Here is a 15431-nt window from a genome sequence, read left to right as displayed (position 1 = left end):
GCCACGGCTGGCCAACGCGCAAGGGGCGCGCGGAGTGGCGCACGCCCGCACCGGATCACCCGAGGTGACGATTCCTCGCACACCCGTACGGGAGCCTCCCGCCGTCAAGAGGGCTGGATTTCGCCGGTGTTGAACCGCTACTGAACGGAACCCGGACACCGCTCCCAGCCCCTCGTCCGCCCGCACCCCGCCTGCTAGCGTGCGGGCGGACGAGGGGAAGAGCAGCGATGACGGCGACCACGTTTCGCATCGGCGGGGACCTGCGGGTGGGGCGGCTCGGCTTCGGGGCGATGCATCTGCCCACGGAACCGGCGGCGGACCGGGCGAACGCCCTCGCGGTGGCCCGGCGGGCCGTCGACCTGGGCGTCACCCTCATCGACACCGCGTACATGTACGGCTGGGGCGCCAACGAGGCACTCCTCGCCGAGGCCCTGCACCCCTACCCCGCCGGTCTGCTGGTGACCACCAAGGTCGGCGTGGCCCGGCCGAAGGGCGATTGGGGGCTGGACGGACGCCCCGAGGCCCTGCGCGCACAGGTCGACGCTGCCCTGGGCAGGCTCCGCACCGAACGGATCGGGCTGCTCCAGCTCCACCGGGTCGACCCCCAGGTCCCGCTGGCCGACCAGATCGGCGCCCTGCGGGATCTGCGCACCGAGGGCAAGATCGGCCACATCGGACTCTCCGAGGTCAGCGTGGAGGAACTCGCCGAGGCACGCTCGGTCACGGACATCGCGAGCGTCCAGAACCGGTACAACCTGCTCGACCGGGAGTACGAGCCGGTGCTCGCGGCGTGCGAGAAGGCGGGCATCGCGTTTCTGCCGTGGCGCCCGGTGGCGTGGGGCGCGACGGGTGCGCGGGACGAGATCGCGGCCGTAGCGGCGGAGGCGGACGCCACACCCACCCAGGTCGCCCTGGCCTGGCTGCTCGGGCACTCCCCGGTGATCTGCCCGATCCCGGGCACGGCGAGCCTGCGGCACCTGGAGGAGAACACGGCGTCGACCGGCCTCCGGCTCACCCCGGACCAGCGCGATCGGCTGGACTGGTTGCGGCCGGAGGGCTGAGGCGGGATCGGTAGGGGACCCGAGGCGACCGGGTGGGACCGGGTGGGACCGGGGAAGATTGGGGGGCGTGGGGAGACCGGGTGGGATCAGGGCGGACCGGGTGGGGAGGGGGAACCTGGGGCGACCGGGTGGGTGGGACCCGGGTCACCCCTGTGCGCCGCCCGGACGCCATACCGGCCGTCACAACCCTCTGAGACCCTGATCCCCTCTTCCCCTCTTCCCCTCTTCCTCACTAACCCTCTCTCGCTCTCTCTCCCTCCTTCCTCAAAGGAGCCGCCGCCGTGCGTATCGCCCTGAGTCAGCTCACCACCGGCCCCGACCCGGCGAAGAACCTCCTCCTGATCGAGGAATGGACCCGCCGGGCCGCCGATGCCGGAGCCCGGGTGGTCGTCTTCCCGGAGGCGTCCATGGCCTGCTTCGGCACCCCGCTCGCCCCCCTGGCCGAACCCCTGGACGGCCCCTGGGCCGACGCCGTCCGCGCCATCGCCCGCGACACCGGCACCGTGGTCGTCGCCGGCATGTTCACCCCGGCCGGTGAGGGCCGCGTCACCAACACCCTCCTCGCGACCGGACCGGACGTGGACACGTCGTACGACAAGATCCACCTCTACGACGCCTTCGGATTCCGTGAGTCGGACAGCGTCGCCGCCGGGGACCGGGTGGTGACGATGACGGTGGACGGCGCCCGCCTGGGCCTGGCCACCTGCTACGACGTCCGCTTCCCGGAACTCTTCCGCGCGCACGCGGACGCCGGGGCGACGGCGACCCTGCTGGCCGCGTCCTGGGGGGCGGGCCCCGGCAAGCTGGACCAGTGGGAGCTGCTGGTGCGGGCCCGCGCCCTGGACGCCACACTCTGGGTGGCCGCGGTGGACCAGGCCGACCCCGACCGGGGCCCGAGCACGGCCCCGACCGGCATCGGCCACAGCCGGGTGGTGGGCCCCGACGGCACCGTCCGCGCCCGTCTGGACGCGGCCCCGGACCTGCTGGTCACGGACCTGGACATCACGGAGGTCCCGCGCACCCGCCAGCGCATCTCGGTCCTGACGAACCGCCGCCCGGAACTCTGGCACTGACCGGGTGAGAGGGTTCAGCACTCCAGGGGTCCGCCCGGTTCGGTCAGCCCGCCGATCTCCCGCCCGGTGGGCCGGGCGACCCGCACCCATGATGTGATGACGGCGTGCGCACCCCCACCGAGGACACCAACCGCCGGATGCTCCGGGCCCGGGACACCATGGACCGTGCCTATGCCGAGCCCCTGGACGTCCCCGCGCTGGCGCGTATCGCCCATGTGTCACCGGCGCACTTCACCCGCACCTTCCGGGCCGTGTTCGGCGAGACCCCGCACCGCTATCTCCAGCGCCGGAGGATCGAGCGCGCGATGTATCTGCTGCGGGAGACCGACCTGAGCGCGACGGACATCGCCTTCCGGGTCGGTTTCCTGAGCCCCGGCACCTTCAGCCGCACGTTCCGCGCGATCGTCGGCCTCTCCCCGCGTGAGTACCGGGGCCGGGCGACCGCCCGGAACGTCCCGACCTGCTTCACCATGGCATGGGCGCGCCCACGCCACTGACCCCCGGCTAAGACCATTGCCATTGACATTGCCATTGACATAGCTACTGCCATGGCCACGGTCACGGCCTGGTGAGACTGAGCAGTTTTGGATAAGTTCCCGCCGGTCCCCGGCGGCTAGCGTGCACTCATGTTCACAGGAATCACGCACTCACAGATCTACGTCCTCGACCAGGACGAGGCACTCGCCTTCTACGTCGGAAAGCTCGGCCTGGAGGTCCACAGCGATGTCGACTTCGGCGCCATGCGCTGGCTGACCGTCAATGTCCCCGGCCACCCCGACCGGCAGATCCTGCTGGAGGCACCCGGCGGCCCCGCGATGTCGGAGGAGACCGCGCGCCAGGTCCGCGAACTGGTCACCAAGGGGGCGACCGGCGGCTCCCTGATCTTCAGCACGGACGACTGCCGTGCCACCTACGAGTCGCTGCGCTCGCGGGGGGTCGAGTTCACGGAGGAGCCGACGGAGCGGCCGTACGGGATCGACGCGGCGCTGAGGGATCCCTTCGGCAACAGCATCAGGTTCACCCAGCTCAAGGGCTGAGGCGGGCAGGACGGGGAGGGGGACCCTGGGGCGCTGGGGGTGGCCCGGCGCTCTACGGCAGGGCCCGGCGGATGTCCGCCCTGCTGACCGAGGACGAGGACGAGGACGAGGATCGGCCGGACGGGAGGGAAAACCTGACTGACGGAACGCACCCGGCTGACCCTGACTGACCCCGGCTGATCCCGGCTGATCCCGGAGGGACACGCTGCCCGGAGTGAGTGAGGCGGCTGAGACGGGGGAGGGCCTTGCTGAAACGGCAAGGAAGGTTGTCGCTGTGGGCGAGGGAGGTGGATCCTCGCAACTGCCGACTCGTACCCGCCCGCCCCCACCTCATCCACCTTCACCACCACCCTCACCCACCGCACAGGAGGCACGATGACCGACACACCCGTCACCGAACCCGCGGAGTTCTGGGAGTCCCGTTACCGCGACAGCGGGCGGGTGTGGAGCGGGAAGCCCAATGAGACTCTGGTGCGCGAGGTCTCGGCCCTGCGTCCGGGAACCGCGCTCGACCTCGGCTGCGGCGAGGGCGGGGACGCCATCTGGCTGGCCTCGCGCGGCTGGCGGGTCACCGGCGCGGACATCTCCCGGACGGCGCTGGCCCGCGCGGCGGCGCACGCGCGGGACGAGGGGGTCGCCGACCGGGTCACCCTGGAGCGGCATGAACTGGGGGTGACGTTCCCCGAAGGCACCTTCGACCTCGTCAGCGCGCACTACCTCCAGTCGCCGGTGGCGCTGGACCAGGACGGGGTGCTGAGCAGCGCAGCCGACGCGGTGGCACCCGGCGGAACCCTGCTCATCGTGATGCACGCGGCCTGGCCGAACTGGCAGACCGAGCCGCCCTTCGACGCCGAATTCCCCACGCTGGACGGCGTGTTGGACGCGCTGGCGCTCCCGGTGGGGGAGTGGACGGTCCTGACCCGGGAGCGGGTGCGCCGGGCGAGTGTGTCGCCGGAGGGGGAGCCGGGACACCGGGACGACCATGTGTGGCGGATCCGGCGGAGTGGTTGAGGGCGAGCAGGGCTCGGGAGCCGAGGGGCTCCGGGGGAGCGACGGGGCGGGTCAGTGAAGGCGCAGCCCTCGCTGCTCCAGCGTCTCCCGGAGAACGCGCACCGCCTTGGGGCCGACGCCGTGCAGGGCGAGGAGTGCGGTCTCGCTGTGCTCCGCGACCCGTTCCAGGCTGTCGATGCCCGCGCCGAGCAGGGCCTGGGTGGCCGGTCTGCCGATGGCCCGGGGAAGCGTGTGCCCCGGTGAGCCGGCCGCCGACTCGGCCGCTGTCAGCGTCGCCGCGAGGCGCTTGGGGGCGCGGTGGGACCAGGAGGCGCGGACCAGGGCGTTGAGGTCCTTGCCGTTGATGTCGGCGACGGCACGCGGAAGCCGGTCGGCGTGCCGCCGCGCAGGAGCGGCGCGCCGCTCGGGTGCGCGGCCGAGGCGCGCCGGACCTCGTCCTGCGGCAGCCGGAGCCGCACCTCGCCGCCCTCGCTCACGGAGACGAACTCTTTCCCGCGCACGGAGAACGCGGCGACGACCGTCCTGGAACGGGCCCCTTCCTCGGCCTCGGGCAGAGCGAGGGCGGCTTTGCGCAGGTGGGAGAGGGTGGTCATGGGGCGAGTGTGGCACAGGGAGGGGCCGGGGCGGGGTCCCGGCCGCGACACCGCACCCCGAGTTACGATCGGGACCCTGAGCGGCGACACGCCGTCGGACCAGGGAAGGGACCGCGCAGTGAGCAACACGGAGACGCATCCGGCCGAGGTGAACTGTACGGCGGGCCCGGACGGCGGACGCCCCGAACTGGAGATCCTCACCCCGCGTGAGGTGCCGCTGGGCGGGCCGCGGGCCATGACCGTACGGCGGACGCTGCCGCAGCGGGCCCGGACGCTCATCGGGGCATGGTGCTTCGCCGACCACTACGGCCCCGACGACGTGTCGGTGAGCGGCGGCATGGATGTCGCCCCGCACCCGCACACCGGACTCCAGACGGTGAGCTGGCTGTTCAGCGGCGAGATCGAGCACCGTGACAGCCTGGGCAGCCACGCCTATGTCCGCCCCGGTGAGCTGAACCTGATGACCGGGGGCCACGGCATCTGCCACTCGGAGGTCTCGACGCCGCGCACCACGGTCCTGCACGGCGTCCAGCTCTGGGTCGCCCTCCCCGCCGAGCACCGCGCCGCGCCGCGTGACTTCCAGCACCACGTCCCCGCCCCGGTACGGCTGGACGGCGCCGAGGTGCGGGTCTTCCTGGGCTCCCTCGCCGGCGACACCTCACCCGTGCGGACGTTCACCCCGCTCCTCGGCGCCGAGGTCGTCCTCGGCCCGGGAGCCGAGGTCACCCTCGACGTCGATCCTGCCTTCGAGCACGGGGTCCTTGTCGACCGGGGCGGTGTCAGCGCCCACGGTGCCCCGCTCAAGCCCGCCGAGATGGGGTACGCGGCCCCCGGTCACCCCACGCTCACCCTGACGAACGACGGCCCCGACGAGGCCCGCCTGGTACTGCTGGGCGGCCCGCCGTTCCGGGAGCAGATCGTCATGTGGTGGAACTTCATCGGCCGTTCGCACGAGGACATCGCGAAGGCCCGCGAAGACTGGATGCAGGGCACGCGCTTCGGCGAGGTGACGGGCTACGACGGCGACCGACTGCCCGCACCCGAACTGCCGTCGGTGGCGCTGAAACCGCGGGGGTAGGTGCGCTGAGCTGGGGCGATGCAGGAACGCTGCGTGGCCCCGCTGGATCAGCATCGTGCCCCCTCGCCAGTACGGCGAGGGGGCACGATTGCGTGGGGTTGGACGTCGGGTTCGGCCTGACCGGCACGTCCAAGTGTTAGCACCTGTGACCAGGCATGTTCAGACACTTGCTGACCTTTTGCTGACTTTACTGATGGGTGGTCATGTGATGTCGCGTCAGGTATGCGATGCGTCCGCGAGGGCCGGGTCGGTTGCTGTCCTCGGGATCGGGGGCCTGCCGCGGTGATGTCTGCGTCGAGGGCGGTGCCCGGCGGGGCTTCCTGGAGGCGGCCTGGGTCGGGTGCCTCTCCCCTCGGCTTTGCTCGGCGCTGATCGTGGAGTGTTGGGGATCGTGCGTTGGGTGTTGATGAGTGCCTTGGGTGCCGATTGAGTTCACCGTGAAGAGTGCCTGCCGCGGTGTTGAGGGCCATGAAGTTATCGGTCAGAAGGAAGGATCCGGCGCCGAAGAGGGCGTGGCAGTTCGGGCAGAGGAACAGGGGGTGTTCAGTGTGGTTGGACCTGCCGTGCTCTCAGGCCCGGGAATGTGCGGCTTCGTTTTAGTGCTGGAGAGGGGAGGGGGCGTCAGGCGTGGTGGAACGTGTTCGGCATGCATTCCGACGCCACTGTGTCAGCTTTCGGACAGAATTCTCGCGGCACTGCCAACGGCTCCGATTGTTGAGATTTTCGGATTGCCGTCGGGTGGTGACGGTTCATGATTCCTACAGTATGCCCGGTGGGATGAGGTATCCGGAGGGTAGGAGCCTGACTGCTCGGCGTCGGACGTTTCGTGAGGGGATCCGACTCCGGGCCGGGGAACGGTTCGCGGCGGGCGAGAAGAGCGCGGTGGTCGGGAAGGATCTGTGGGTAGGTATACGGTCGGCGAGCAAGGTCGTGGCTCTTCGAGCTCGACGAGCCGAACGTTCTGGCGGCGTCCGTGATGCTTGCCGAACCACTCCAAGTTGCCCGGATGCGCTCGGGGTTGAACTGATGGTGAAGTGTTTGCTCGGTCTGGCCGGTCATTCTTGTCGACAGTTCCTTCCGGGATTGGTTCCCGAAATTTGCGAGGCAAGGAGCCTGGGGTGGACTGTCAACAATCCCGTGCAGTTCCCGGTTTCAGTAACCGGCCATCTGCGGACATGCTCCCCCGCCTAAGGGTTGTCCCGTAACTGCTGGTCGGGGATGAGACGATCTTGTTGTGTCTGGTGTGATTTCGGCGTGCGGGCGGAGTTCAGCGTGTTGAGCCCGGAGAGCCGAGCGCCGTCACCTCTCCGGTCCCGGCCGGGGACGGACACCGGCTGCGCGAGCGCCGGCCGTGGCCCCGGGAGACGGCGGCGGCCGGACAGGTGGGTGCTGGCGCCGGTCCCGCAGGTCGCTGTGTTCCAGCCGTCTGAGGTGGTGCCGTCTCCGCCTGTTCCCTGCGGCGTGCCAGCACACCTGTGCAGCCTCTACCCGGTGGCGTCAGGTACCGCCACCCGGTCACAGTCCTCGGCTCCCTGTGGCGCCGCCATTGGCCGTGTGGAGAGGAACAGGCACCCGCCGGCTGGGTGAAGTCCCGGGTCTCCCCATACGGGGGGACCCAGGACGGCCGGGCGGCGGGCGGTCCGTTCTGCGGGGTCTCATGCGTGGGCGCCCGCAGAGGTGAGCGGGAGGCGGACGGGCCGTGCAGGGCATGGGCCGTGGGCCGAGGGCGGGGCGGTCATGCCCCGTACGGCGGTGGGGCGGACGGCCTCATGAGGTGGATTTTTCGGCTTGGTCGCGCAGTTGTGTCTCGCGGATGAGTTCGAGGATGTTGGTGCGAATGTCCACGAATCTCTGGTCCTGGCGGGTGTGGATCTGGTCGCGATCGACGCCGAGTGGAACGTCGAGTGTGGCCTGGACGGTCGCCGGATTCTTGGAGAGGACCACGACGCGGTCCGCGAGGTAGACCGCCTCGTCGATGTCGTGGGTCACGAGGATGACCGAGACATTCCTCTCCCGCTGGATTCGCAGTGTCAGGTCCTCCAGGTCCATTCGGGTCTGGGCGTCGATGGAGGCGAAGGGCTCGTCCATGACGAGGACCTCCGGCTCGGTGACGAGTGCCCGCGCGATGGCGACTCGCTGTTGCATGCCGCCCGACAACTGCCACGGGTGAAGGCCGCCGACGTCGTGCAGGCCGACGCTCTTGAGCGTCTCAGCGACCAGTGGGCGAGTCCGGGCTTTGGCGACGCCGCGTGCCCGCAGCGGCAGAGAAACGTTTTTCTCGATCGTCAGCCAGGGGAACAGCGACCGGCTGTACTCCTGGAAGACAAGGGAGATGCGGTCACTGGTGCCGGTCAGGGGAGCACCGTCCAGAGCCACCGTTCCCGAGGTCGGCGGCATGAGGCCGGTGAGACACCGCAGCAGGGTGGTCTTTCCGGCCCCCGACGGGCCGACGACGCAGACGAGTTCCCCGGTTCGCACATCAAGGGTGATCCGGTCCAGGACCGTCTTCGATTCCGTGCCTCGTCCGTATGACTTCGTCACCTCGGCAAGACTCAGGCGGACCGGACTGCTCAGCTTGTGCATGGTCTTCTGATCCGTTCTGTCGGCCGTCGTGACTGTCATGCGTCGTGGGCGCGTGCACGCATGCCGATGTGCCACGCGAGAACTCGATTGCGAATGCCGGTGAAGACGGCATTCAGGAGAAACCCGAGGACTGCCAGGACGATGATCCCGGACCAGACGCCGGGGGAGTCGAACGTCAACTGGGACTGCACCGTCTGATAGCCGATGCCTCGTGTCGACGCCACCATCTCACTGGCGACCATGAGCACAAGAGCGAACTGCAGACCGGTCTGAAGGCCGGCGAACATGGAGGGCGTCGCCGACGGGAGCCAGAGGCGCGTCAGCCGCTGGACCGGTGTCAGCCTCATCGCCTTGACGGCGTCGATGTGACCCGCCTCGGTCTGGCGGACCCCGTCAATCGTCGCGAGCAGAATGGGGAAGAAGGAGCCGAGGGCGACGATCGTCACCTTTGACAGGTCTCCGACCCCGAACACAAGGACCATGGGCGGGATGAGCATCAGCGGCGGGACCGAGCGGGCGAAGTTCATCATCGGCATCACCAGTTCCGATGCCCATCGGACCAGACCGACCCCGAGGCCGAGACCGACGCCGGCGACGGTGGCGATGCCGTAGCCGGTGAACAGATTGCGCAGGCTGGGCACCACGTCGGAACCGGCGGCTTCGAAAAGCCACACGGCGTTCAGGCTGTCGACGATGAGGCTGATGCCCGGATAGAACGGATCGGCGGCGTCGCGAGTCAACAGGTGGTACCCGATGACCGTGATGATGGGGACTGGTGCTCCGAACAGAAGCCTGCGGAGTCTGCTCATGCTCGGCCTCCAGATCGGTGATTCACTGTGGCGATCCGCTCGATGGCCCCGAGAGCGGTCGCATAGGCCATCCCCAGGAAGCCGGTCCACAGGATGACGGCGAACACCGTGGACACTTGCCCCGTTTCCTGTGCTGTGGCGACCAGACGGCCGATGCCGGGAGTGCCGACGAGGATGCCGGCGCCGATCGTGAGCATCAGCGACGTCGCGGCGCCGATCCGGACGCCCGTCGCTGCGAACGGGAACGCGCTGGGAAGGACGACATTGAACTGGGTTCGCCACCACGAGAGTTTCAGGGCCCTGGCGGTCTCCAGAGCCACCGGGTCGGTTGCCTGCACACCGGCGCGCACCTGGATGAGTATCGGCCACGTCGCTCCGAGCGTGGCGAGAATGACGGCGAGCTGTGCCGACGGGCCCACAGTGAGCACCAGGAGCGGAATGAGTACGACCGGGGGGAGCGGGCGCAAGAACTGCAGCGTCGGATCGAGCACCGCGAACACGCTCTGCGAGTAGCCGGTCGAGGCGCCCACCGCGGTGCCGATGAGGAGGGCGATGGCGAGCGACAGCAGGGAGATCCACACGGTCACCACCACCGCACTCCAGAAACTCGGCCGGGTCGCCAGATCCACCGCAGTGCTGAAGGTGTCATGAACGGTCGACAGGCCGGGCGTGTCCCCGAACGGTCCGGCTGTGGTTGCCCAACCCCAGATCACCAGCCACAGTCCGATGCCGACGCCGCCGAGAACGATGCCTCTGGCTTTCGGATGCATGACCCTCTCCCGACCGCTACTTCGTCGCAACAGGGTCGATCGCCCCGTTCAGGTCGATCGGTCCGCGGAGAAATCCGTAGTCGAGCATCAGGTCCTCGAACCGCTTGATGCCGGCGATGTCGACCGTGTCGTAGAAGTAGGGCACGACACTCGACGCCACTGTCTCCGGGGCGATGTCCGCGGCCCTCGCGTAGGCGGCACGCACCTCGTCGGGGTGGCCGGACGCGTAGCTCGTCGACTCCCGTACGGCGCAGTTGAACCGGGCGACCGTCTCGGCGTTCGATGTGATGTAGCTGTCGCTCGCGATCAGTACGGAGGTCGGGCCCTCGTGCAACGTCTCCACTCCGCTCCAGGAGACGATCTGCGCACCCTTCTGGTCGGCGTCCAGAATCATCGGGACTCCGGACTGGGCGGCATCGACCTGGCCGGCGAGCAGGGCGTTGTACGCGTCGGCGGGGGGCATGACGACGAACTTGACGGTGCTGGAGTCGCCACCGTTGTCATCGATCACGTAGCGGGCGGTCAGCTCGGACTGCCCCTGGACGTCGTTGACCGCGACCGTCTTGTTGCTGAGGTCGCCAGGGCTGCTGAGGCCGCTGTCCTTCATCGTGAGGAGGGCTGTCACCTCGGTCGTGTAACCCTCTTCGCCAGCCTTCATCTTGTCGTAGTAGTCCGGTGCGATTCCGGCGTACGGTGCGATGATCTTCACGGGGATGCCGCCCTGCAGGGCCTGCAGCAGCGGGATCGTGCCGGTGAAGCCGAAGTCCGCGGATCCGCCCTGGACCGCTGCGATCCCCGCCGGGATCGCCGAGACCTCCTCGACTTCGAGCTTGATGCCGTTCTTGGCGAAGTAGCCCTGCTCGTTTCCGAGATACAGGGCGCCCGTGCTGAGGATCGGCATCATCGCCACCGATATCGACGTGGTGGTGTCCGCGTTCGGATGCGCACAGTCGTAGTCGGTCTCCGCCGAGGCGGACGCCCCGCTCGATCCGCCGCACGCGGAGGCGAACAGTGCCGCTCCGAGCGCGAGAGCCAGCGCCGGTCTTCTGTGAATGTTCGAGTGCATGGACTTTCTACCTTCCTCTGTGGTCCGCAGCGGGCTCGGTCACCTGACCGTCACGACCCGGTCCTTCATTCGTTCACTTGCATCCGAGAAGTCCGACAGGCGTGCACCGGCCCTGAGATCCGCGCGCATCCTGGCCTCCGCCTCCTGGGCGGCCACGGCCCGCCCGGCAAGGGCGGCGAGGTCCTCCGGGGCGATGAAGAGCACCCCGTTCGGATCGGCGATGACGACATCACCGGGGTTGACCGTCGAATGGTCTATGACCACCGGGACATTGATGTCCCCTTCGATTCCCAGCGCCCGGGTCGTCACCGCCGAGGTCCCCCTGGCGAACACCGGGATCGTGAGCCGTTCGAGATCCTCCAGGTCGGTGGCCATGCCGTCGATGACGATGCCGCGGGCGCCGCGTTCCTGGGCCAGCCAGCCGATGATCGCGCCCACGCACGCGCGCCGCCCGTCCCCGCCCATGTCGACCACGAGAACGTGGCCGGGACCGATCTCGTCGACGGCGACATGAAGGGCCGTCGCGTCCATTCCGGCGAGGCGGACAGTGAAGGCGGACCCGACACAGTGCTGGCTAGCGGTGAGCGGATGGATGCCGTGTGCGAAGCCCGTGTCCTGCCAGTGGCCGAGGGTCGACGGTTCGATCTTCGACGCCGCCTCATCGGCGGCGTCGTCGAGCGCGGGGGGAACAGTCCCGATCCGAAACATGGCTCTCCTGATGTCAGTTGTCCCGCAGGTCCGGCACGACCCGGAAGCGGCGGTTGGCGAGAGACGGGTTCAGGGCCCGCAGGCTGTCGATGCGTGCGAGATCGAGGTCCGCGGTCACCAGTTCCTCGGACTCACCCAGTTCGGCCAGCACTTCGCCGCTCGGGCCGACGATGACACTGTGACCGGTGCAGAGCGGTCGTGCCTGGTTCGCCGCCACCACGAAGCAGGTGTTCTCGATGGCCCGCGCCCTGGCGAGCACCAGCCAGTGTTCGACTTTCTCCGGTCCGGGGAGCCATGCGGCGGACAGCAGCAGCATGCGCGCCCCCGCGTCGACCGCCTTCCTGGCGCTCTCGGGAAAGCGCAGGTCGTAGCAGACATTGAGGCCAGCGGTTGTCTCCGCCGCCTCGAACGTGACGCCGTTGTAGTTGTCCGATGGCGTGATGTGGTCCGACTCGCGGAACCCGAACGCGTCGTAGAGATGCACCTTGCGATAACTCGCACCGACTTCACCGTCGGAGTCGATCGCCACGCAGGTGTTGTAGATCTGCCCGCTCTCGATCTCCCACACACCGGCCACGAGCTGAATCGTGTTCCGGGCCGCGATCCCTCGCAGCGCCGAGACGAAGTCACCGTCGATCGGCTCGGCGACGGTGATCACCTCCGCCAGATCGGTGCCCGCTGCCATGGACGCCTCTGGAAACACGATCAGGGCGGAGCCGGCACGGCTGGCATCCTCAGCCATCTTCGCCATCTTGTCCAGGTTCGCCATCAAGTCGAGGCTCGTGGCGATCTGTCCGACTGAGATTCGCAACCCTCCCATGCATACGTCGTGTATACATGGAGTGTGTACCATATCCACACGGCTTGTGCCCAGAGGTGTGAGCCGGGTTTTACACGACAGACTCTCGACCAGCCGGAGGGGAAATGAGTGGCGGTTCGGCCACGGACAGGGCGTATGAGTGGCTGCGGAACAGGATCGTGATGGGTGATCTGCCCGTGGGGTCGTTCGTCGAGGAGGCCACGGTCTGCGACGCGGCCGGTGTCTCCCGGACACCTGTGAGAGAAGCCATGCACCGGCTCGCGGGCGAGCGCATCCTGCAACTGGTTCCCCGCAGGGGCGCTCAGGTCCGCGGCATCAGCGCCCGCGAGGTGCTGGAGGCATACGACGCTCGGTGGCTGATCGAGAGCACGGCGGTGAAGTCGGTGATCTCGCAGGGAACCGACCTCGGGGGCCGCATGGAACAGCACCTCGCCGAGATGGCCGCCGTGGTGGGCGAGGCGATCCACGACGGCTCCCCTGCGGCTCGGGCCGCGTACAGCGCGGCGGACCAGGCCTTCCACCGCACCTATGTCAGCGCCTACGGGAACACTCTGCTGACCGACTTCTACGACCGTCTCTGGCCCCTGCACACCTGGATGTCCGTGCAGACGAGCCCGGCGGCCCACGCCGAGCAGATCCACGCACAGCACAAGGCGATCCTGGACGCCGTGAACGCCGGAGACGAGAAGGCGGCGCTGCACACGCTGAGGCAGCACCTGCGCCCCTTCGCCCAGTGAGCAGGGGGCCGAGCGGCCCAGGGGCCTCATCCGGTTCGACATGTCAGTTCACATGAGGAGTTTGACGTGACCCAAGTGGGATTCTGGCTCACCGATGGCAGCACACCCGCTGCTGAGATCGTGGCCGAGACGGGCTACGACTTCGTAGTCCTGGACATTGAGCACGGCATGTTCGACCTGGAGACGCTGGACCGCTTCATCCCGCTCCTCAGGAACCTCGGCCTGAAGGTGTTCGCGAAGGTGCGCGAACCCTCTGCCGCCGCCATTCAGCAGCCGCTCGACTTCGGAGCGACCGGCGTGATCGTTCCACACGTCACGACCGTCCAGCACGCCGAGGAACTCGCACGCTTCGCGAAGTACCCGCCCCGTGGCGAACGCTCCATGGCCGGCGGGCGCCCGTTCCGCTACGGCCCGTGGACCGACGAGCGCATGTCGGAACTCGACTCCGAGACACTGTTCTTCCCGCTGGTCGAGCACCCGCTCGCCGTCCGGGACATCGACCTGATCGCCGGCCTGGAGAACGTCGATGGATTCCAGATGGGACCGGGTGACCTGTCGCTCCTGAGCGGTCGTGGCGCATTCAGCCAGACCGACGCCGATTGGGCCGACATCGAACGGTGCGTCGACGCGATGCAGCAGCGGGGGAAGCCCTGGATGTACCCCGCCTGGACCGAGACGGAACTCAACTGGGCCCTCAGCCGGAACGCCCCCTACATCATCGTCAGCGCCCAGTACGCCGCCTTCCGACAGGCGGCGGACCTCGTCCGGAGCCGGACCAGCTCGGCAATCAAGACGGCGAAACGGGCCGCTGAGCCGGCTCAGTGAGGTCCGTTCACCGCAGCAGGGACCGTGCACCGCACGGCATTCTCCTGAGGGAGCGCACCCACACGACCGACCGGGCACGACCGGCCGGCGGTCCGGTTGTCGTGCGGTTTGCGGCAGTCCACGCAACGCGGCCATGAATCGCGGGCGCTGAGGACCGGCTGAGGGCTTCTGGCGGATGACCCGCTGCCTCATCCGCGCCCGACGACGGCACTCGCGCCTCGGCCAGGCCGGTCGGATCCCTTGTGAACAGCGATCGGCTACGGAGGCCGACACCGCACAGTGACCGCCGTCCACGGTCAAGGGAGAGCCCGGCCTTGCACGGGCGGTGTGCGAGTGATCCGGTGGGGTCCCGCACGGCTGGCCACCAGGTGTCTCATCAGCGCTGTCCCGAGAGCCTCGGGCTGCTCGGCGGCGAGGTGCCCGCAGGGGATGATGTCCAGATCGGCGCAGGGAATCCCGTCTCTGAGCTCGTATGTGTGCTCCAGCGGTGTGGCCCTGTCCCGTGAGCCTCCCACGACGAGGGTGGGGGCGATGATGTCGGCCAGACACGGTCCCAGGTCAAGGGCGGCGAGAGCATCGCAGCAGGCCGCGTAGCCGACCGGATCAGCCTCGGCCAGGTTGCGGAGAAGGCGGCTGCCCAGCGCGCTCTCGGCGAAAGAGGCCGCGGCGAACCAGCGGCCAGGGCTGGTCGCCAGCAAGGGAGCGGTCCCCTTGAGCCGCACCAGCTCGGCGCGCTCGTGCCAGGAACCAGGCGCTCCGAAACTCGCGGAGGAACAAACCAGGGCCAGTGACACGACGCGACGTGGGTGTCGGGCGGCCAGACAGGCCCCGATGGCCCCGCCCAGGGAGATGCCCGCGTAGTGGAAGCGGTCCCAGTCATGACGGTCGGCAAGGCTCAGGACCAGCGAGGCGAGGTCCTCGACCGTCGTACGGCCCGCATTCGGATCGCGGAGGAGTCCGGCGCCGGATCCGCCGTGCCCGGGGAGGTCGAAACGCAGTACCCGGAAGAAGCGGGCCAGAGTGGGCAACTGGGCCTCCCAGAGCGCCATCGAGGTGCCCAGAGACGGGCCGAGGATCAGCGCGGGCGCACCGGCCGGGCCGTCGAGGCGGTGGTGGAGGACAGGCGGTGACACGGCAGCTCCAGCGGGCCGGGCGGTCAAGGACATTCCAGGACGAGGGCGAGGCCCTGGCCGACGCCGATGCAGAGGGTGGCGATGCCGGTGCCGGTGCCGTGGCGGGCGAGTTGGTGGGCGACGGTCC

Annotated in this window: 16 protein-coding genes; 8 read left to right on the top strand and 8 right to left on the bottom strand. The window is 69.0% G+C overall.

Annotated elements, in window-relative coordinates; translation table 11 throughout:
• Positions 1-227: 227 nt before the first annotated feature.
• The 5 genes from AB0O01_RS34580 (at position 228) to AB0O01_RS34560 (ending at position 4182) form a co-directional block, all read left to right on the top strand.
• Positions 228-1061, top strand: coding sequence for an aldo/keto reductase (locus AB0O01_RS34580; protein ID WP_365319807.1), 834 nt, complete (start codon positions 228-230; stop codon positions 1059-1061).
• A gap of 281 nt (positions 1062-1342) precedes the next feature.
• Positions 1343-2134, top strand: a complete 792-nt coding sequence (locus AB0O01_RS34575) for a carbon-nitrogen hydrolase family protein (protein ID WP_365319806.1) — start codon at positions 1343-1345, stop codon at positions 2132-2134.
• Positions 2135-2271: 137 nt separating this feature from the next.
• Complete coding sequence (locus AB0O01_RS34570) at positions 2272-2631, top strand: helix-turn-helix transcriptional regulator (RefSeq protein WP_365319927.1); 360 nt, start codon at positions 2272-2274, stop codon at positions 2629-2631.
• A gap of 129 nt (positions 2632-2760) precedes the next feature.
• Positions 2761-3171, top strand: a complete 411-nt coding sequence (locus AB0O01_RS34565; RefSeq protein WP_365319805.1) for a VOC family protein — start codon at positions 2761-2763, stop codon at positions 3169-3171.
• Between the two features lie 375 nt (positions 3172-3546).
• A complete protein-coding gene (locus tag AB0O01_RS34560) occupies positions 3547-4182 on the top strand; it encodes a methyltransferase domain-containing protein (RefSeq protein ID WP_365319804.1) in 636 nt (211 codons plus the stop codon).
• Positions 4183-4448: 266 nt separating this feature from the next.
• Here the strand turns inward: AB0O01_RS34560 and AB0O01_RS34555 are convergent, their stop codons facing one another.
• On the bottom strand, positions 4449-4775 hold the full coding sequence (locus AB0O01_RS34555; RefSeq protein ID WP_365319802.1) for a hypothetical protein: 327 nt from the start codon (positions 4773-4775) through the stop codon (positions 4449-4451).
• A 118-nt stretch (positions 4776-4893) separates the two neighbouring features.
• On the opposite strand from AB0O01_RS34555, the gene AB0O01_RS34550 reads away from it, so the two are divergent.
• Positions 4894-5853: a pirin family protein gene (locus tag AB0O01_RS34550; protein ID WP_365319800.1), complete on the top strand. Its 960-nt coding sequence runs from the start codon at positions 4894-4896 to the stop codon at positions 5851-5853.
• Positions 5854-7620: 1767 nt separating this feature from the next.
• Here AB0O01_RS34550 and AB0O01_RS34545 read toward each other — a convergent pair.
• Genes AB0O01_RS34545 through AB0O01_RS34520 form a run of 6 tightly spaced genes read right to left on the bottom strand, consistent with a single transcriptional unit; the run spans position 7621 to position 12609 of the window.
• Positions 7621-8436: an ABC transporter ATP-binding protein gene (locus AB0O01_RS34545; protein ID WP_365319798.1), complete on the bottom strand. Its 816-nt coding sequence runs from the start codon at positions 8434-8436 to the stop codon at positions 7621-7623.
• Positions 8437-8471: 35 nt separating this feature from the next.
• The gene (locus AB0O01_RS34540; RefSeq protein WP_365319796.1) at positions 8472-9245 is read right to left on the bottom strand and encodes an ABC transporter permease; all 774 of its coding nucleotides are present in this window, start codon (positions 9243-9245) and stop codon (positions 8472-8474) included.
• On the bottom strand, positions 9242-10015 hold the full coding sequence (locus AB0O01_RS34535; protein WP_365319794.1) for an ABC transporter permease subunit: 774 nt from the start codon (positions 10013-10015) through the stop codon (positions 9242-9244). The genes AB0O01_RS34540 and AB0O01_RS34535 overlap by 4 nt, the downstream gene beginning before the upstream one ends.
• 16 nt (positions 10016-10031) lie before the next feature.
• On the bottom strand, positions 10032-11081 hold the full coding sequence (locus AB0O01_RS34530; protein ID WP_365319792.1) for an ABC transporter substrate-binding protein: 1050 nt from the start codon (positions 11079-11081) through the stop codon (positions 10032-10034).
• Positions 11082-11120: 39 nt separating this feature from the next.
• Positions 11121-11789 (bottom strand): RraA family protein, encoded by a 669-nt coding sequence (locus tag AB0O01_RS34525; protein ID WP_365319791.1) that lies wholly within the window; start codon positions 11787-11789, stop codon positions 11121-11123.
• Positions 11790-11802: 13 nt separating this feature from the next.
• A complete protein-coding gene (locus AB0O01_RS34520; protein ID WP_365319789.1) occupies positions 11803-12609 on the bottom strand; it encodes a carbon-nitrogen hydrolase family protein in 807 nt (268 codons plus the stop codon).
• A 104-nt stretch (positions 12610-12713) separates the two neighbouring features.
• Between AB0O01_RS34520 and AB0O01_RS34515 the strand changes: the two genes are divergently transcribed.
• Both AB0O01_RS34515 and AB0O01_RS34510 read left to right on the top strand, forming a co-directional pair.
• Positions 12714-13346, top strand: a complete 633-nt coding sequence (locus AB0O01_RS34515; protein WP_365319787.1) for a GntR family transcriptional regulator — start codon at positions 12714-12716, stop codon at positions 13344-13346.
• A 66-nt stretch (positions 13347-13412) separates the two neighbouring features.
• Positions 13413-14171 (top strand): aldolase/citrate lyase family protein, encoded by a 759-nt coding sequence (locus tag AB0O01_RS34510; protein ID WP_365319785.1) that lies wholly within the window; start codon positions 13413-13415, stop codon positions 14169-14171.
• 296 nt (positions 14172-14467) lie between these two features.
• On the opposite strand, the gene AB0O01_RS34505 is transcribed toward AB0O01_RS34510, so the two are convergent.
• The gene (locus tag AB0O01_RS34505) at positions 14468-15304 is read right to left on the bottom strand and encodes an alpha/beta fold hydrolase (protein ID WP_365319783.1); all 837 of its coding nucleotides are present in this window, start codon (positions 15302-15304) and stop codon (positions 14468-14470) included.
• Between the last annotated feature and the right edge of the window lie 127 nt (positions 15305-15431).

It is taken from the genome of Streptomyces sp. NPDC093252 (assembly GCF_040683675.1).
Taxonomy (GTDB): domain Bacteria; phylum Actinomycetota; class Actinomycetes; order Streptomycetales; family Streptomycetaceae; genus Streptomyces.
Note: the sequence above shows the minus strand (reverse complement) of the source record. Positions and strands in the feature narration are given on the sequence as shown.